We start from the raw sequence: 19,974 nt of genomic DNA, 5'->3' as shown, positions 1-19,974 counted from the left end.
TTATTCCAGAACTCTTTTAGAATGCATTCCATACTTCGATGAAGAACGAAATATTCTTCGTTGAGCTTGTTGAGAAACCCGCTTCGCGTAGAAATTCTCTGCATACGCCGGTGGGGTATATCCCTCCAGCCGCTCTTGAAACCCGTGAACTTGATTAAAATTGGCGGTATTTTCACGGGCTTCAAAGGCGGACGTAAACTCTTACGGGATATACCCCACCTCTATTTGTCTGAGTTTTTCTACTTCCAAGTTTCTCAAAACTCTGCTTTTATTAAACATTATACAATCTTTGTTCACGTGCAAACAATGTCCAATCCTTCGGGACGCTTAGGCATGCTTCCAAAAAGCGGCGTTAGATCGGACGAAATCTCCGAACGATCTCGTTTAGAAGTTCCGGACACAATATCAGCCGGTTTTTGCCACGATAATGGTCTAACGGGCATTGGAAAAGTTGGTATTTAATAATCATAGGGTCCCTTTAGTTTTTTAAGACCAGTAAAGTACCAGTAAACCAACATATAGGGGTAATGGGAGGATGCAAAAAGTACCACATCGCCTTTTGCGTGCACTAGAACGAGTAGTAAAGAGGGGCAACCCTGTTACAAGACCAGAAAAATTCCAATTTATTCATGCATAAAGTGGGGCATAACTTCTTTTCCTTTTGCAAAAAATTGTAATGGAATTAAAACGACCATCAGGAGGCAACAACGATGCCAGAACCAATAGTCAAACCAGAACCAATAGTCAAATTTGAAACGAATGGAAAGGCATCTATTCTGAACTATGATGTACCAGAACCGACTACTTATACTGGAACAAATTGTATAAATCTCGCGTTCGATGGAGATATATTTATTCCGGGACCTAGCATTACCGATCCGCCACGAAGAAGCGACTTTAAGGACGGTGGCCCAGATGTTCAACAAGTTGTGCGTGATGCCCTGCAATCAGGGTATTTTCCATTGAAATATTTTCCGAATGTGAAAGTTGCAACGAACTCTTTGGCGATACACGCAACCGAAAACAGTCCAGAAACACTTTCCAAGACAGCATCTACCTCATTAGTTTCGGTTGGTGAACGTTTGCATTTAAGGAATGTTATGGCCAAAATTGATCCTGCAGTTGTCGCATCTCGTATTCTAAATGGGGAACGATTGAACATCTATCAGAATTTGTATGGGACATATGAGTATAATTTTATCACGCCACCCAAACAAACAGATCCGCGCCTAATGATCGTCGAAATTTATAGACTAACTTCTTTCGCCGGAGATTATGGAGCAGGACGAACAATTAAAACATTCTCGCTACTTCCAGGCGAACGCACAAAAATGACGATCAAAACGTACCGCAAAACTGAAACGGAAGAGAAACGCGCATCGAGTATTCTCGATTCGTTTACAGAAGAAAGCGCTAAATCTTTCGAGGATAACGTGCTGTCTGAACGGTCAGATAAGAGAAATTCTAGTGAGAATTTTGAATATCATGTTGAAGCGGAAGCAAACGCCTCCTGGGGGTGGGGAAGCGCCAAAATATCGGGAGGTGTGAAAGGCGGTTCCAATTCTGCCAGAGAAGAATTTGCAAAAAACGTCTCAAATGCCACCCAAAAGCATTCATCTAAAGCTTCAGCCAAACGTGATGTACAAATTAACACGAGCTTTGAATCAAAGGTAACCACAGGTGAAGAAACTACCATCGAACGTCAGTTGGAGAACATTAATGTCAGCCGTACACTGAATTTTGTTTTTCGACAGATGAATCAGCAATTTATAACCTTACTTCACTTAGTGGATATTCGTGTCGCATTTTTTAATGGGTTCGCTGAATCACGCCGGGAATATCCACTCACTCAACTCGACGATTTGTTAGAAGAAGTGGTTAAGGATACCGAACGGGAAAAAGTACGGCAAGTAATAATAGATGAACTGACACACATTTTTGATTACCAAGATAATGTTCATTCAATTATCGAGAAAAAAAATTACCCAGAAAGTGAGAAACACTATTATCGTGTAAAAAAAGAGATGACGTCCACATATAAAGGTAAAACAGTGCCCGGCATCATCTTGTCCGCAAAAGAAATAGTGATGCGAACGGATGGTATTATTGTTGAAGCATTGCTCGGCCAGGGGGACGCACTTGATAATTATTCTCACGGACTCCAAGATGAAACGGTACGAGAAAAAAAATTGGCAAACGAGTTGGCTCAAGCAGAATTGCTTCGTGAACAATTGGCACAAAAGATTGTTACTACTAAAGACGATAATGCTGCAAAATTGTATGAAAAAATATTTCCATGTTGTAAAAAGAAAGAAGATCAACCACAGTGAGCGGGGATAGCCGGATTACTCCCGTGTCTCCTCTCGGTCTCATGAATCGAATATTAAATACGTCCATGCTTTCGCCAGCTCCTTTCTCAAGCTCATCCTCACCAGCAAGTTATTCAGTAAAGCTCGTTGATCATACTGGTAGTGACGCGAGTTGGTTAGATGGCCTCGAGAAGAAAATTCAAAGCGTATTTGACGAATGTATGAAAGGGTCATCCCACAAAGTTGTTGTGTCATGGGGAAAAGGAGTGGCAACCGATAATTTAGTCCTCCATTTCGTACAGGATGTTGACCATTCGTATATCCAACAGAAAATGCCCGGCGCCCCCATCAAAGAGGATATCGGGGGCCATACGCGAACACAGGGTAAGGTAGTGGGTTCAGAAATCTACAAACTCGCTGGCCCTAGAGGCGACCGCCGTCAACACACTTACACGGGTTATTCCAAGTTAGCCCTTCACGAGTCGTTGCACAACTTGTATAACTGGTGGAGCGATTCCCAACTGCACGGATCCCTCGGCGGAGGCGGCTTGGCGGCCGCGGTCCCGCAACTTCCTCCGACAGCTTTGAACAAGGAATTGATACAAAGAGGGCTGAACATCAAAACAAAAGACCAGCTCCTGTAAGAAGTTGAATGCTATGAGGCGTTTAGAGACAAAGCTTTTGTGTTCTTGGGAGCGATCCTGATTGTATATTTGATTAATGCATTGAAGGAGCTTGGTGCATTGGTTCAGCGCACCGCCTCGATGCCTAAGATATCCTGCCACTCAAGGCCATACTCGGTTTCGATCCGCTGGGTCCCGTCCCGGTAGTACTGATAATACTTCCTTCTCTGAAGAAGTCTTAATCATTTTCGGACCGTTTGGTCAATAATATTGCTCCATTTATTTCAAGTCATGCGTCAGCGAAATAAGTAAACATAATAATAGTTATGTAAACTAAAAAATATAGCGCTTATTTACTTCGCTCTATTGTAAGTGAGCCTATCGATCGGGAAACCGATTGTGTGCAGAAAATGACCGGGGATGTCCCGAGCCGCCTTTTAATTGCGTGAATCGGCCGCTTCGGGACATTCCCCGCCTTGCAATTAAGCGCTTATTTCTTCCCCAGTATGTACATCACCCACGGCGAAATACGGGTTTCGTTAATCCATGGGTAAGGCTCCTCCTCCCGGCCAAGAGGCTGATGCATTTCCACCACGTGAAGCCCGGTTTGATCGAAAATGTCCCGGTAAGCGGCGTCCGACCACATGACGTCCTCTACCGGCCTTTGGTCGTGCGTATCCTTCATGATGATTTTGACTTTGTCCCCGCTTCGGGCATGCTGGTTTTCCGGAAAAGCCTTGGTCGTGAAGGAGGCCCATTCGTGGAGATATATTTCGGGAGAGGAGACGACCATCACGATTTTCCCGCCTGCCTTCAGCGCAGCGGCGAGCTGTCTAAAATTTTGCAGCTTTTTCTCCAAGGTCGGGATGTTATCGAAGGTGAACATCGACAGCACCAGATCGAAGGTCGCCCCGTCCAGCAGACGCAGATCCCCTTCCGGAATGAGCCGGTAATCGCCGGCCGGGTCCATCTCTCTCGCTTTGCCAAGCATGCCGGCCGAAATATCGATGCCGATTACGTCAAAGCCGCGATCCCGCAAGAAGCGGGTCGACCGCCCCGCTCCGCATCCGAAATCCAAAGCGCTCGTGCCGGAGATATGCTTGGTCAGCATCTCCGGCAAATCCCGATAGGCCAAATAATACGTTCCCGGAAACTCCAAGGTGGCGTAGGCTTCCGCCCGTTCAGCGTCCTCGTATACATTTGAAAACTCCATGTGCTCCTGCACCTCTCCCAAGAATAATATATAAATGGACGATGGACCGCCTGCGTTCAGATGACTTCAATCCGCTTCCATTTCCCGCCCAGAAAGCGGACGGATACCAGAAGCAGCATCACCATGGAGTAAACGACCAAGGCGATCCATATCCAAATTAACGAAAGCCCCCAGACGACGCTGAACAGGTACGGAATCACGATATAAAACAGGATGGGAACGACGATATAGATGACCATCATGAACATCGTGTCGCCTACCGCGCGCAGCACATTGCCGATGATGATCTGCATCGTATCGAACACGATCCACAGCGAAGTGAGCCGGACGAGCGGAACGGTAACCGCCATCAGCTTCATGAACGTCTCCTGATCCTTCCCGCCGCCGAAGATCGAGATTAAAGCCTGCGGAAACAAATTGAAGATAACGATGATCAGCACGTTGAACACAAGCCCGATCCCAAGCCCCAGTTTTGCGGCTCTTCGGACATTGTCGAGACGTCCGGCCCCCTTCTCTTGACCGGCAATAATGGCGATAGCGGCGCCTAACCCCCAGACGGGGAAGATCGACACCCCTTCGATGGTGAACGCGATGTTGGAAGCGGACAAAGGAAACTCCCCGGTCTTGCCGATGATCAGCAGCAGCAGGCTGAAATACCCGGTGCCGAGAAATGCCTGAATGCCCGCAGGAAACCCGAAACGAAGCAGCTTGCGGAGCAAGGAGCCGTCCCATTTCATCTGCCCCGAAATCTCATACTTCGCTAGAACGCCGCGCCTTCCCAATAAGATCATATATACGATCACGGCGAGTACGGAGCTGCCGATGGTCGCAAGTCCCGAGCCCCAGATCCCCCCAAGCTCCGGGAAGCCGAATTTTCCGAAGATCAGCAGCCAGTCAAATAACACATTGAACACGTTGGATAGAATCCCGACCATCATGATGACCGTCGTGCTGGCAACGCCTCGGAACAGGCCGGAAAACGCCGTAATGAACAGCTGAACGCAGCTGGAAACCATGATCAGGTAGAAAAATTGCTTCTCGTAAGCCATCAGCTCTCCCGTATGCCCCATCCAATCGAAAATATTAACGGCAAGGGGAGACACCAGAAGCAGCACCACCGAAAAAAAGATACTGAGATAGACGCCCTGCCACATCGATGAGGCGCATTTCGGGTATTTACCGGCCCCGTAATATTGGGCGATAAGCGTGGAGACAAAGCCGATGATGCCGATAAATATGCTGGAGATCGCCGTCCCTACGTTGCCGGCCGGTACGACGGCCGCGAATTGTCCCAAGTCGTACATCGAGACAAAGGCCCGGTCGACAAATACCATTAAATTGAGCGAAAACATCGATAAAATGACGGGCAGCGTAATTTTCAATATCGTTTGGATCGAAATGGACTGCTCCCGGCTTGCCGGCCCGATGACAACCGCATCGTGCGCTTTTTCCGTCTCCGGTGACATGGACACAAGCGACTCCCCTTTTCATGGTTTCCCGATTTACAACGCCCGCCGGTTACGCGCTCTGGCCGATATAAGCTGCCCCGATCGCCCCCGTGACTTGCGGGTAATCCGTCACTTCCACTTTCATGTTTAACAGATCCTGCAGCGCGCTAACGATGCCGATATTTTTGGCGACGCCGCCGCTCATCCCGAGCGGCTCCTTGATGCCTACCGCCTTGAGCAGCGCGATCGCCCGGGTCGCAATCGATTCGTGCACGCCCTTGATAATGCTGGGCGTCGGCGTACCGACCGCGACCAGAGACACGACTTCCGTTTCCGCAAACACCGTGCACATGCTGCTGATCCGGGCCGTCGAGGTAGCCGTTTGATGAATCCCGCCCAGTTCTTCGAGCTTGACCCCGAGCGCCCTGGCGATAATATCGAGGAACCGGCCGCAGCCCGCCGCGCACTTGTCGTTCATCATAAAGTTGACGACGTTGCCCTTTTCCCCGATCTGAATCGCCTTGCTGTCCTGCCCGCCGATATCGAGAACCGTCCGGATGGAAGGGTTCAAGAAATGCATCCCTTTGGCGTGGCAAGTAATCTCCGATACGTGTTTATCCGCAAACGGCACGTTCTCCCGGCCGTAGCCGGTCGTAACGATGACGTCGATATCCTGTTTCGTGAGTCCGGCTTTCGCCAGCACGTTGTTGAACGTCGTTTCCGCAGACTGACGGTTATCGCCTCCGGTGTACACGACATCGTAGGCTACGACGCTGTTGTCGTTCAAAATCGCGGATTTGGTCGACAAAGAACCGATATCAATTCCTAAGGTAATCATAGGGCTATTCTCCTTTATCCCGAATTAGTGGATGATTCAGTCGCTCATAATTTCCAGAAAGGCGTCGATGCGGTTTTTCACGTGATTGAACGCGTAATTGTTCTTGTCTACGTAATCCACGCTGATCGTCAAATACTTCAATCCTTGTTCACCGGACATCTCCCGAATCATCGAACTGATTCCCATCATGTTCCTGCAACCCCATATATTAGATATTACAACACCGTCGATATGAAATGAAGTACAAACCTGAGAAATATTTTCTTTTAACCGTTTGGCATTCCAGTGATACAGGATTGCCCGTTCCGCGATGCTTTTCAGCGGGTCTTCCGGGTCCAACGACACCAGATTGGCTTCCCACAGCGGCGCCCAGTAGACGATCTCGACCTGCTGCTCGAAATAGCGGATTAATTCGTGATCGTTGTGCGGCGCTTGGCCCGCCCACAGAATGCGCTTCTTCTTTTTCTTCGGGTCGGACTGCTTGCTCATTTCGAGCGCTTCTTCGTACAACGTTTTGCAGATCTGCACGTTTTCCTTCAAGCCGAAGCCGTTCATACCGAAAATTTCGAGCAATTCTCTGGACACACCGGGCAGCTCGTAGGTTTTGTTCAACTCGATCGTCTTGCAGTAATAGTCTCTCGCTTCGTTCGAATATTGAACGACCTGCCGGAACCGCTCTTCGTCGAATGGGATATTCAGGGTGCTTTCGATATCGGCGATCAGCTTTTTCAATTGTTCCACCAGATAGGTCAGCGTGTCTTCGTTGATGAGGTTCGGCGTATTGATCGAGAGGAACGAGCAGTCGTACAGCTTGCTCGACATGTTCCCCATTTTGGCCAGACAATCGCACGGCTGATCGTTCACCAGCACCAAGTCGGGATTCGGATAGCCGTTGGCCAGCATGACGCCCAGCGACCCGCGCAGAAACGAGCAAATGTCCCGGGAAAGACTTTTCTCCTGCGTCAAATTAATGAACGGGTCCACGTTGACGGTTTGGGCGAGCAGGATCGCCATCGACTCCATGTTCCAGGAAACCATATTAAAGCCAAAAACAATTTCGTTCGGAAACTGCTCGACAACATAAGCTACTTTCGTCTCTTCCTTGTAGGCTTGCGTCAGGCGGTATCCATTGAACAACGACCGCATCCGAGCGGCTTTCAGCGCCGAGGACGGATCGGATGGCTCGGCCCGGTACGTTTCGAGGACGGACATCATCTTTTTGTACTGCTCTTCGCGGCTTTTCGCTTCCACTTTAAATTGGCTCATCGCTCTTCTCCTTTTCTAATACATCATCGTTTCGAGGAACGTGTGAATCCGGGTGCGGATGCTTTCGATATTCGTCATGCTGCACTCGCCCTCGACCAGCAGCACGGGCGTCCCCTTCTCGCTGAGCTTGCTTTGGATGTAAGGGTAATCCATCGAATAAATGTCGCAAAACTTCAGCGAAAAGTAGATGACCGAATCGATATCGTATTCGTCGATCAGCTTGGCCAAATGGTTCAGCCGTATATCCGATTCGAACATCCGGGCGCAAGTCGCTTTGTCAAAATAGTAATCGGCGATCGCCTCGACCGGATCGCGGTGCTCATCGACCTCCCCTTCGAAATATTTGACGCCGTTGGTGATGTCCATGCATACGACCTTCGCCCCGGTCTGCTCAATGGCGTCGACAATGTTATCGTGGTCGAAATAACTGCCGCAGATCAGCACTTTGTGCGGCTTTGTTTTTTTGGTTTCCCGCTGGGCTTCCATGGCGCTGAGCAGCAGGGACAGCTCTTGGTTGTACTGCTGTCTCATGCCGGCCGTGCTGGATTTCATAATGTTCAGCAATTCGCTTCCCGTGAGCGACGTCACGTCCTGCTTCCGCAAATCGTGCATCCGCTGCAGCAATCGGCGTGTCTCGTTAAACAAGCGGATCGCTTCCCGCAGTGATTCCTCCGTGATGCGGCAGCCGAAATGCTGCTCCAGCGATTCGATCATGCGGCGGATCTGCATCCGGAAATAGTCCCTGGAGACCGGATTGAGAGCTTTCGGAAGCTCCAGGAAGAAGCTGTATTTCGGTTGAATCTGGTGGGTCCACGTCTCGTGCAGCCGTTTCCGCCAATCGCATTCGTCGACGAATACGATCCCGTCCGTAAATTCGTAGACGCCGTCCATGCCTTCTCCCAAGCAATTGAGCAAATAAGAGCAGTAGTTGTTGCCCAGCAGCGCGCCCGCCTCCGACGTGTTGCTGGCAGTCGTCCCCATGATCCGGAAAGGAATGAAGCCCGCCGCATATAAAATTTCTTCCGGCGTATAGATCGATGTCCATCCGATCTTGGGCTTATCCACAGCTTTCAAGGCGTCCAGCCGGCCAACGTTCAGTTCGACAATCCGTTCCACCATTTCTTTCATAAGCGCTCTCCTCTTAACCAGATTTCTTTGTGGCGGCGGCACCTTTCAGGATGCGGTTGAATTGCCGGGCAAAGACCGGCGCATGCTCTGCATCAAACAGCGTGTAATGGCTCCCCTCCGCCGGAATATACACCGGATGCGCACAATACCGTCCCCATCGGTCCATTCCCTCCAGCGGCGACTCGGTGGCCTGAAACACATGGACCGGTGAATCGATGCTCCCCCTTGGAACGTAAGCTGCCCGCGCCCGGTGCAGCGTGCGGACGATATTCACCGCGCAGAAAAGCTGATGCAGCGACAGCCCGCTTCCGTCCGGGAAGATGTCGGCCCATTCCTCGCGGACATAGCGGAGAAAGGAAGGCCGATCAAAGTCCGGGGGCTGAAGCGTGTCCGCGACGGCGGTCCAGAACGCTTGAGCGCTCCCGCTCCGGCTCCAGCGCTTGAGCAGCTCCTCGTTGTGCAGAAACGGACGGATGTAGTCCGTCTCGGACTCGGCCGTGAACGGCTGTCCGTCTTGCAGCGGGTAATAGCCCGGAGGCGGCGTGTCCACCAGGACACAGCAGCCGACCTCCTCCCCCTCGGCTTCGAGTATGCGGGCCATCTCCGCCGCAATCGTCCCCCCGATCGACCAACCGGCGATGCAATAAGGCCCTTCGGGCTGAACATGCTTCATCTGTTCGATATAACTAACGGCCAACTCTTCAATCGAAATCGTTTGCGGCGCATAGCCCACCCGTTCGTCCAGCGTAATGCCGTATACAGCGAACGAATGTTCGACAAGCTCAGCCACCTTGAAGTAGCCTTCGATCCTTCCGGTTCCGTCATGCACGAAAAACAAACGGTTCACGCCGGGTGGCTGTCCTCGCTTCAACAAAACAGCCGCTTTTTTGTAGTGGTATTGAATATTCACGGTCTTCCTCTCCTTTCCCGAAAGACTCCTCCTGCGCTCTCCCCGTATGGCGATGCCTCCCTTCCGCGGTCCCCCGGAGGTCGGGTTAGAGCGCTGCTTGCTTCTGCAAGCTTTCCACCTTCCTGGCCCACTCGGAAATGACGGGCGTCTCCCTGATTTCCATGATCGAGGGGACGACGTCGAAAGCAGCCTCCATCTCCGCGACCAAGCGGATGAGCGCCAGCGAATTGCCACCGCACAGGAAGAAATCGTCGCCCGGCCCGATGCTATCCGTATGCAATAGGTTCTTCACAATTCCGATCAACTGCTCTTCTATCCGTGTAGTGGAGGCGCAGGCGGCCGAATGAGACTGGTAATCCCGAGCCGCCTGGAGACATATCCCTTGATCGCACGGCTCTCCTGGTGAAGACAGCTCCCGTTCCAGTTCGGTTTCAGGCAGTCGCCGGGATTGGGCTTCATACGCCGCTCCGTTCGGTTCGGGAAGCGCCCTCTTGTCGATTTTGCCCGTTTCCATGAGCGGCATCTTGTCGATCCGGACAAAGGCGGCAGGAATCATGTACTCCGGCAGCGCCTTGGCGAGATAGGCTCGCCATTCGGAGGCCGGGATGTCCCGGTCTGCAACGAAATAGGCGCATAACGCTTTGTCCCCGGGGCGATCTTCCCTTACCGTCACGACGACTTCTTTCGCGTGCGAATGCTCCGCCAGCTTCGCCTCAATCTCCCCAAGCTCGATGCGGAAGCCCCGCAGCTTGATCTGGTTATCCATCCGGCCCATAAACTCGATATTCCCGTCGGGAAGCCACCGGGCAAGGTCTCCCGTCCTGTACATCTTCGTCCCGGGCTCGAACGGATTGTCTACGAATTTCTGCGCCGTCAGCTCAGGACGATTCAAATATCCCCGGGCAACGCCGTCCCCCCCGACGCACAATTCGCCGGGCACACCGACAGGCAGCAGCTCCCCGGATGCGTCGACAATGTACGCTGTAGAATGCCGGATCGGCTTGCCGATCGGAACGTTCGTTTCATGCGGCCCGGTGATTGGAAAATAAGTGGAAAACGTCGTGTTTTCCGTCGGACCGTACATGTTCTGAATGCGGAGGCCTGGAACAGCCGCCAGCACCTTGTTGACATGCCGAACGGACAAGGCGTCGCCTCCGATCAGAAGCGCCCTCAAAGGAGCGAACAGCTCCGGCCTCATGTCCGAGAGCTGGTTGAAGAGCGGTGCCGTCAACCAGAGATGGCTTATGCCATGCTTAACTATAAAACGGCCGAGATTGTCCGCGTTGAGCAGCACGTTATCGCTTGTCACATACAGCTTTATTCCGTTCAGGAGCGCGCCCCATATTTCGAACGTCGTCGCGTCGAACGCCGGGGCTCCCGTCTGCAAAATCGCGTCGCTGTCCTCGAAACGGACGTAATCGGTATTTTGGACTAGCCTCACGACGTTCCGGTGCTCCACCATGACACCTTTCGGCCTTCCGGTCGAGCCGGACGTGTACATCACATAAGCCAGGCTGCGTGCATGCGTATCGCTTTTCAAATTATCGGGGCTATGTAGGGACTGTTCTTCCTCCCCGATGTCGATGACGATGATCTCCGCTTCCAGCTTGCTTGCATTCAGCTTCCCTTGTTGGACGAGCAGGACCTTGGCTCTGCTGTCCTGCAGCATATACTTGATCCGGTCCTCGGGATAACCGGGATCGATGGGCATATACGCGCCGCCCGCTTTCAATACCGCGAGCATCCCGACCACCATCTCAAGAGACCGTTCGGCCGCAATGCCGACGATCTGCTCCGTCTCGTTCCCCATGCTGCGGATCATGACGGCTAGACGGTTCGCCCGCTCGTTTAGCTCCCGGTAGGTCAGCTCCTTGCCTTCATGCCATAGCGCGACCCGTTCCGGCGTCTTCCACGCCTGCGCCTCGAACAGCTCATGGATGCATGCCTTACGCGGATACTCCGCCCCCGTGCGGTTCCAATCTGCAAGCAGCCGGTTCCGTTCTGCCGGGTCGAGCATCCGAAGCTCCTTCACCCGGGCCTCGGGGCGTTCAATCGCCGCTCGAAGCAGGTTCACGTAGAAGCCGATCAGTCGCCGGACCGTCTCCTGACGGAACAAGTCCGTGTTGTACTCCACCCGGATTTCCATCTCGTCATCCTCCTGATGGATATCGAACAGCAGATCGACCTGCGTGGCGTCCATATCCGGCTCGATCCAGGCTTCCTTCGCCCCGGCGAACGCCGCTTCTTCCTTCCCCGCAACGACCATGTTGAACATGGCCCGGAACAACGGATTCCGGCTGCTGCTGCGGTCGGGATTCAGTTTATGAATGAGCCGTTCAAACGGGTAATCCTGCATATCGTAAGCTTCGTCCACTTGCTCGTGCACCCGGCGGAGCAGCTCGTCGAAGGCGGATTCCCCGTCCACCTCCATCCGGATAGCTACGGTGTTTACGAAAAAACCGACCGCTTGCTGCAGCTCCGGGCTGTAATGCCTTCCCGAAAACACCGTGCCCACGACCACATCTTGCTGGCGCGAGCATTTGTGCAGCAGCACATAGTAAGCGCAAAGCAGCGCGGAAAATGGAATCACCCGCTTCTGCATGCAAAGCGTCCGCAGCCCCTGAACCACCTCGCGGGGGATCGGTTGAATTTCGAGTGCTCCTGCGAAGCTGAGCCCGGGCCGAGCCGGGAAATCCGTCGGCAGCTCAAGCGGGGGAAGCTCTCCCTGGAACTGCTTCAGCCAGTATTGTTCCTGCTCCCGGGTATGCGCTTCATCGAACGTTTCCCGCTGCCACAGCACATAGTCCTCATACCGGATTCCCGGCGCCGGCAGCTCCTCGCCGTTCGATACGCCCGCATGCGCGTTATAGAACCATTTGAAGTCGTGCCAAAGGCGCTGGAAGGTCGTGGCATCGGAAATGATATGATGCAGCTTCAGGATCAGCATCCCTTCCGCTTCGCCCATACGGATCCAAAGGATCTGAAACAGCGGTCCCCGGCGCAGGTCGATCGCCTTCAAGCTCGCTTCGGACAGCAGGCGCCGAGCCTTTGCTTCCCGCTCTTCCTCCGGCTCCGCCGACAAGTCGACGCAGCGGTAAATGCGCTCCATCGTTTCATCGAACGATTGAACGGGCACACCGCCCGCATAGCTTACTTTCGTCCGCAGCGCGGGGTGCCGCTCGGTTAAATCCCCGGCCGCCCACAATAAGGCGTCCGAATCGACGGGACCCGTCAGCCGTTTGCAGGAAATCAAATTCCAGACGGCGCTATCCGGCAGCAGCTCGGACAAGTACAGCACCCGTTCCTGCTGGAACGAAAGCGGATAATGCGGTCTTGCCCTTTGGCGGGGGATGTCCGGATATTTTCGTAGGCGTTTGCCCATAGCAACCAACCTTTCGGGCTTCCCTGTCGCTAAGCTTGCGGTACGGCCTTGGGAAGCATAGGCTCGATGATTTTGGCAATGTCCTTAATCACCGGCAAGTCGATAAAATCCATCAAGGTCAAGCTAATCTGGAACGCGCTCTCGATTTCGGTAACAAACCGGATCGTTAATAAGGAATTGCCGCCCAGCCGGAAGAAATTGTCGTTCACGCCGATGCCCTGCATGTTCAAGATGTTTTCCGTAATTTCGATCAGCTTCCGCTCGATCTCCGTCACAGGTGCCTCTTCCGCCGGTTGAGATGACAAGGCGGCTTCCGGCGCCGGCAGCGCTTTGCGGTCCACTTTGCCGCTTGTGCTCAAAGGAAGCTTTTCCAGTCTCATGTAGCGGGCCGGAACCATATAGGCGGGCAGCCAACGACCGAGATGCCCGGTCCACTCCTCGTCCGGCTTCTCCTCGTCGGTCACAACATAAGCGACGAGATTTTCGAGGCCGGACGAGTCTTCTTTCACCGCAACGGCAGCCCCCCGTACCGACGGATGCAGCAGCAGCGTCTTCTCGATTTCCTCCAGCTCGATCCGGAAGCCCCGCAGCTTGACCTGCTGGTCGATCCGCCCCCGGAAGATGATATTTCCATCCTCCTGCCAACGGGCCAAATCCCCTGTCCGGTACAGCTTCTCGCCCGGGCAGAACGGATGGTCTACGAATTTGTGCGCCGTCAGCTCCGGCTGGTTCAAATAGCCTCTCGCCAGCCCTTTCCCGGCAAGACAAAGCTCGCCGTCCACTCCGACCGGCTGCAAGTTCATATGTTCATCGACAATGTACGCCCGCATGTTGCCGATCGGCTTCCCGATGGGCACCCGGTGCAGCTCTTCGCCGCCCGTGAAAGCGAAACCCGTGGCATAGATCGTTGCTTCCGTCGGACCGTACAGATTGACCAGACTCGCCTGCAGCCCCAAGGAATAAAACGTTTGGACCGTATGAGCGCCTAATGCCTCTCCGGCGGCGAACACGTATTTCAAGCTTTGCAGTGCAGGAGCAGCATCCTTGCTCTCGGCCACATCCATAAACGATTGCAGCATGGACGGCGCGAAATTCATATGCGTCACTTGATGACGCCGGATCGTCTCGATGATTCTTGCCGGTTCCTTCTCGGCTCCCGGCTCCAGAATGACAAGCTTGCCGCCCGTAAAGAAGCAGCCGAACAATTCGCTCATGGACACGTCGAAAGTAAACGAGGTTTTGAGCAGATACGCGTCTTCCTGCTCCAAAGGAAACGATCTCTGCAAATGGGCCAGCGTATTGACGAGCGAGCCGTGCTCCACCATGACCCCTTTAGGCTTCCCGGTCGAGCCCGACGTATACAGGATATACGCCAGACCGGTCGGGACGCTCACACGGCCGAGATCCGAGCTATCCCCTTCGGCCTTCTCGTCAATCGCAAGCGTCGGAACAGGCAGGCCTTCCGTCATTTCGCCCTCGCCGGGCGGAACAAGCAGGACGCGGGCTCCGCTGTCCTCCAGCATGAACCGCTTGCGCTCCTCCGGGAACCCGGGATCGATGGGAAGATACGTTCCCCCGGCTTTGAGCACGGCGAGGATCCCGATCACCATGGCAAACGATCGCTCCGTCATCACCCCGACGACGCTTTCGGCGGTGACTCCGTGGTCCCGCAGTGTGCGAGCCAGCCGGTTCGACTGGGCGTTCAGCTCCCCGTAGGTCATCGTCTGCTCGCCGAAGGCCAGGGCGATGCATTCCGGAGTCTTCTCCGCCTGCGCTTCGAACAGCTCGTGAACGCAGACTTCGCGAGGATAATCCGCCTCGGTCCGGGTCCACTCGCTCAGCAGCCGGTTCCGCTCCTGCGGGTCCAGCATATCCAGCTCCTTCACTTGAACCTCGGGATGCTCCACCAGCTTCCTCAGCAGGTTCACGTACAGCTCCATCAAGTGCCGGACGGTTTCCCGACGAAACAGGTCCGTATTATATTCCAAGCGCATTTCCATCGCGTCATCCTGCTGATGGATGTTGAGCAGCAGGTCCACCTGGGTCGCATCCAGCACCAGCTCCTCCCAAGCCTCCTCCGCACCGGCGAACGTTTCTTTTTCCTTGGCGGAGCTGACGAGGTTGAACATGGCGCGATACAACGGATTGCGCACGCTTCGCCGCTCCGGGTTCAGCTTCTGGATCAGCCGTTCGAACGGATAATCCTGCATATAGTACGCTTCGTCGATTTTATCGTGCACGCGCTTCAGCAGCTCGTCAAAGGCCGCTTCCCCGTCCACCTCCATCCGAATCGCCACGGTGTTGACGAAGAAGCCGGCGGCCTGAGCCAGACTGGAGCTGTAATGCCTTCCCGAAAATACCGTCCCGACGACGACGTCCTGCTGGCGGGAGCACTTCTGCAAAAGCACGTAATAAGCGCACAGCAATGCCGAGAAAGGAATCACCTTATGCCGCATGCAGAGCGACCGCAGCTTTTTCACCAGATCAGCCGGCAGCGCCCGGATTTCAAGCGCTCCCCGGAAGCTGAGCTGCGCCGGCTCCTGGAAATCCGTCGGAAGATCGAGCACCGGCAGCTCTCCTTGAAACTGCTTGAGCCAATAAGCCTCCTGCTCCTGCGTATGCGCCTCATCGAAAGTCGCCCGCTGCCAGTGCACGTAATCCGCGTAATCGACCGCGAGCGGCTTGAGCTCTTCCCCCCCGGTCACGCCCATGCGCGCGTTGTAGAATGCTTTTAAATCGCGCCAGAGGAGCTGGAACGTCGTCTCGTCGGAAATAATATGGTGCAGCTTCAATATGATGAGACACTCGGCCGCTCCCGCGCCTCCCATCGGCACGACGATCACTTGGAACAGCGGGTCGCCACTCACATCAATCGGCTCCCGGCACACTTCCGCCAGCTTCCGCAACGCCGCTTCATCCTGCAGCTCCGCCTCCTCCGACGAACCGTCGATCCGTTGGAAAATCGCTTCCAGCTTCCGATCGAACGTTTGAACCGGAACGCCGTTCTCATAGCTCACTCTCGTCCGCAGCGCCGTATGACGGCCGATTAAGTCGCCTACCGCCTGACGCAAGGCTTCCGGATCGATGTCCCCGGTCACGCGCTTGCAGGAGATTTTGTTCCACAGCGTGCTGCCCGGCAGCAGCTCGGAGAGGTACAGCACCCGCTCCTGCTGGAAAGAAAGCGGATAGCTCGGCTGCTCGTTTTGACGCGAAATCGCCGGGTACTTGCGTTTTGCCCGTTTCGTCATGAGATTCATCCTTTCGTCCTGGTTTCCTTAAGAGCTGCGGCTTCCTCGCTTGATGAGTTCGTCCGCAATGATCAACCGCTGAATTTCCGACGTTCCGTCCCCGATCTCCGTCAGCTTCGCATCCCGGAAAAATCGCTCGAGCGGCAGGTCTCTGGAGTAGCCGTACCCGCCGAACAGCTGGATCGCATCCTTCGTCACTTGGGTCGCCACCTCCGAGGCGAACAGCTTGGCCTCCGACGCCTCCTTCGCGAACTTCTCCCCGTTGTCCTTCATCCGGGCCGCCTTTTGCAGCAGCAGATCGGCGGCATTGATATTCATCTCCATGTCGGCCAGCATATTTTTCACCGACTGAAAATGGTAAAGATATTGATCGAACTGCTTTCGTTGCTTGACGTAACTGATACAGTACTGCTTGGCTTCCTCCGCGATGCCGACGGCGATCGCCGCCATCCCCAGTCTGGCGCTGACGAGCGTCTGGTGCAGGATATCCAGACCGAAATTTTTACGCCCGATCAGGCAGGTCTTCGGAACTTTGACTCCGTCCAGAATCAGCTCGCCCGTATCGGAGCTCCGCATCCCAAGCTTCCGCTCTTTTTTGCCCGAGGTGGACAGGCCCTGCATCCCTTTTTCCAGCAAAAATACGCTGATGCCGAGCAGCTTCTTCTCCGGCGCCGTCTTGGCGGGAACGATGTAGTAATCCGCATAATTGCCGTTCGTCACAAAAATTTTCGCGCCGTCGAGCACATAATGATCGTCCACTTCGACCGCCTTCGTCTGCATCGACGACATATCCGAGCCGCTGCCCGGCTCCGTCAGCGCGAAGGCGCCGATTTTTTCCCCGGAGAGCATAGGCTGCAAATAACGCGCTTTCTGCTCTTCCGTTCCGAAGGCGCTGACCGGGTTGCAGGTTAAGCTGGTGTGCGCAACGACGGTCATGGCGGTGGAGGCGCATGCCTTGGCCAGCTCCTTCACGAAGCCGGTATACGTGTCATAGTCCAGCTCCAAGCCTCCGTATTCCTTCGGATACGGAATGCCCAGCAGGCCGAGGCGTCCCATTTCCCGGATATTATCCAGCGGAAATTGCTCGTGCTCATCCGTTTCGCTGGCGATGGGCCGGACCTTCCGCTTAATGAACGTTTCGGCCGTATCAAAAACCGCCTTCCGCACTTCCCCGTATTCCAGTTCCATATCCTCACACTCCAAACGTTTTGTGCCAGCATTCCAGCGCGATCAAAGCGTGCGACGTTCTGAAAATCGCCAGATTGTCCATGTGCTCATACCCGTTCTTTTTGTTGAAAAAATCGTTCGCCGCCCGTTTGTCGAAGTAAGCGGAAATTTTGGAATTGCCCGATTGGATCAGCTCGTTGGCGATGTTTTTCTGGACAACGACCGATTTCGGATCGACCGGGAACGGAAACGGCCGTTTCTTCCGCTCGACGATTTCCTTCGGCAGCAGCTCCCTGGCGATTTCTTTTAAGATAATTTTCTCCTTGCCGTCCTTGAGCTTGTAGGCCGATGGAATATTCGCCACATAGTCGACGATGCGGTAATCGAGAAAAGGAACCCGCGCCTCGATGCCCCAAGCCATGCTCGTTTTATCCTGCCGTTCCAGCATTTCCAGCAAATAGAGCTTGATGAACAAGTACAGCACTTTGTTGAGCTCGTCGTCCGTCTCGAACCGGGAGGTCATGTCGCGCAAGGCCGAGGACACGTTTTCCCTGAACCGGGTTTGTCGGGCGACATCGGGATTCAGCAGGCCGGATACCTCCTGGAGATACGGCGCCCAAGGGAATTCCGTCAGCTGGCTTGCCGGCTTGTGGTTCAAGAAGAAGAAATATCCGCCGAACAGCTCATCCGACCCTTCGCCCGACAGGACGACCGTGACGTCGCTTTTCAATCTTTGATACAGCAGGTACACCGAAGGGGTCGTCAGATCGACCGGCTTTTCCACATGCCAAGTCGTCTTTTCCAGCATGTCGTGGTAGTCCTCCGGCCGGAAAATAAATTCCTTATGGTCGGTTTGCAAGGCGTCCGCCATCAGCCGGGCGTAGATCGTATCCGAATTGGCCCCGGCAACCTCGCTGTTCTTGCCGTATTCCATCGAAAATGTTTTCAGCCGGTGGGACGCATGCCCCGCAGCGAGGGCGGTAATGAGACTGGAGTCCAGCCCTCCGCTGAGCAGGGAGCCGAACGGAACGTCGCTCATCAGCCTCATGCGCACCGACTCTTGAAGGAGCGCGAGCGTATGCTCTTTGTAATCTCCGAACGTCTGTGGCTCTTCCGCCGACTGCCGCAAAGCGATATCCCAGTACGGAATAAGCCGCTTCGTCTTGTTGCGGAACAGCAGCGTATGGCCCGGCGGAACGGATTGAATGTGCTTGAACATCGTGTGCCCGTTCAGGAGCGCGGTGCAGAATAAATATTCGGGAATGGCCGCCGGCTCCGCCTCCGCCCGGATATCCGGGTGCTGCAGGATCGCTTTCACCTCCGACGCGAACAGCAGCGCTTTATCGGACAAGCTGTAGTAGAGCGGCTTGACCCCCAGCCGGTCGCGGGCCAGAAAGAGCGTCTCCGTCTTCTCGTCCCAGATCGCAAAAGCAAACATGCCGTTGAACCTGCGCACGCAGTCCGGGCCATACTCCTCATAGCTGTGTACGATGACCTCGGTGTCGCAATCCGTCATGAAGCGGTGGCCTTTGTTCTCCAGATCGCGCTTCAGCTCGCGGAAATTGTAAATCTCGCCGTTGTAGGTGACCCAGACGGTATGATCCTCGTTCGTCATCGGCTGCTTGCCGTTCTGAAGATCGATGACCGACAGCCGCCGGTGCCCAAGCCCGATAAACGTATCGACGAATACGCCTTGGCCGTCCGGACCGCGATGCGCCAGCGCCTCGTTCATCCGGTTCAGCACCGCTTCCGAGACGGGCGATTCCTTCCCATAGTGGTACGCTCCGCAAATGCCGCACATTGGGGTTCCCTCCTTTCGGTTCCGTGTGGCGGATCAGAAGTCAGAAATAATACCAGATCGTCTTGTAATCGTCCGGATTTTCCCCCAAGGCTTCCAATCGGCGCAAGAAATCGTAAATCGGCGTGTCCTTGTACACATACGTATTGACCGGGGCCATATATTTTTCCCAAGGGTAAAATTCGTAAATCCGGCTCCCGTCGTTCAAAATCATAATGATCTCATGGTCCTGCCAAGCGTTCAGCTCGTTCTTCCCAAGCGTAGGCACATTAAACACCGGTTTGTCGGTTCGCACCAGTCCCGGCATCAGACGCGCCTCCTCCTTCTGCTCCTGAAGGAGCCGGGCCACGGGCACCTTGAAGTCCGCCGTCTCCTCTTTTCCCTTCAAATTGAACAAATAGTAGGGCGAAATGCCAATCCCCTTCAACGATTCCCGCAAAAAGCAGGTCTCGAACTTCCGGCAGTTTTGCATGGTGAACACCTGCTGGTTATACACGTCGATGCCGAGCGACTTGATTTTCCGCATCGCTTCCGCCATTTCTTGCGAAATTTCATACGGATGCTGCACATGGGTGACAAGCGTGATCGTCTGCTCCGGAGGCCGGTGATACGTTCGCAAAATCGCCAGCAGCTCCTCGTCAAAA

General features: G+C 54.2%; 12 protein-coding genes. 1 reads left to right on the top strand and 11 read right to left on the bottom strand.

Features of this window, described 5'->3' with window-relative positions; genetic code table 11:
• Positions 1-710: 710 nt before the first annotated feature.
• On the top strand, positions 711-2,330 hold the full coding sequence (locus QJ48_RS30980) for a hypothetical protein (protein WP_054977195.1): 1,620 nt from the start codon (positions 711-713) through the stop codon (positions 2,328-2,330).
• Between the two features lie 1,092 nt (positions 2,331-3,422).
• On the opposite strand, the gene QJ48_RS30970 is transcribed toward QJ48_RS30980, so the two are convergent.
• From QJ48_RS30970 to QJ48_RS37770, 11 genes are all read right to left on the bottom strand, one after another.
• Positions 3,423-4,145, bottom strand: coding sequence for a bifunctional 2-polyprenyl-6-hydroxyphenol methylase/3-demethylubiquinol 3-O-methyltransferase UbiG (locus QJ48_RS30970; protein WP_054977193.1), 723 nt, complete (start codon positions 4,143-4,145; stop codon positions 3,423-3,425).
• 56 nt (positions 4,146-4,201) lie between these two features.
• A complete protein-coding gene (locus QJ48_RS30965; RefSeq protein WP_054977192.1) occupies positions 4,202-5,611 on the bottom strand; it encodes an MATE family efflux transporter in 1,410 nt (469 codons plus the stop codon).
• Between the two features lie 52 nt (positions 5,612-5,663).
• On the bottom strand, positions 5,664-6,431 hold the full coding sequence (locus tag QJ48_RS30960) for an acyl-CoA dehydratase activase (RefSeq protein ID WP_054977191.1): 768 nt from the start codon (positions 6,429-6,431) through the stop codon (positions 5,664-5,666).
• A gap of 36 nt (positions 6,432-6,467) precedes the next feature.
• The gene (locus QJ48_RS30955; RefSeq protein ID WP_054977190.1) at positions 6,468-7,697 is read right to left on the bottom strand and encodes a 2-hydroxyacyl-CoA dehydratase family protein; all 1,230 of its coding nucleotides are present in this window, start codon (positions 7,695-7,697) and stop codon (positions 6,468-6,470) included.
• Between the two features lie 15 nt (positions 7,698-7,712).
• On the bottom strand, positions 7,713-8,825 hold the full coding sequence (locus QJ48_RS30950; protein ID WP_054977189.1) for a 2-hydroxyacyl-CoA dehydratase subunit D: 1,113 nt from the start codon (positions 8,823-8,825) through the stop codon (positions 7,713-7,715).
• A gap of 13 nt (positions 8,826-8,838) precedes the next feature.
• Positions 8,839-9,735 (bottom strand): alpha/beta fold hydrolase, encoded by an 897-nt coding sequence (locus QJ48_RS30945; protein ID WP_054977188.1) that lies wholly within the window; start codon positions 9,733-9,735, stop codon positions 8,839-8,841.
• Between the two features lie 85 nt (positions 9,736-9,820).
• Positions 9,821-13,117, bottom strand: a complete 3,297-nt coding sequence (locus QJ48_RS30940; protein WP_054977187.1) for a non-ribosomal peptide synthetase — start codon at positions 13,115-13,117, stop codon at positions 9,821-9,823.
• A 29-nt stretch (positions 13,118-13,146) separates the two neighbouring features.
• Entirely contained in the window at positions 13,147-16,365 is a 3,219-nt protein-coding gene (locus QJ48_RS30935; protein ID WP_054977186.1) for a non-ribosomal peptide synthetase, read from the bottom strand.
• A gap of 27 nt (positions 16,366-16,392) precedes the next feature.
• Positions 16,393-17,553, bottom strand: coding sequence for an acyl-CoA dehydrogenase family protein (locus QJ48_RS30930; protein WP_054977185.1), 1,161 nt, complete (start codon positions 17,551-17,553; stop codon positions 16,393-16,395).
• A 4-nt stretch (positions 17,554-17,557) separates the two neighbouring features.
• On the bottom strand, positions 17,558-19,333 hold the full coding sequence (gene asnB / locus QJ48_RS30925; protein WP_054977184.1) for an asparagine synthase (glutamine-hydrolyzing): 1,776 nt from the start codon (positions 19,331-19,333) through the stop codon (positions 17,558-17,560).
• A 40-nt stretch (positions 19,334-19,373) separates the two neighbouring features.
• Positions 19,374-19,974, bottom strand: a 601-nt coding sequence (locus QJ48_RS37770) for a hypothetical protein (protein WP_202813852.1), incomplete at its 5' end; no start/stop codon positions are given.

It is taken from the genome of Paenibacillus sp. A3 (genome assembly GCF_001399685.1).
Taxonomy (GTDB): Bacteria; Bacillota; Bacilli; order Paenibacillales; family NBRC-103111; genus Paenibacillus_G.
This window is presented reverse-complemented; position numbering and strand designations above follow the sequence as displayed.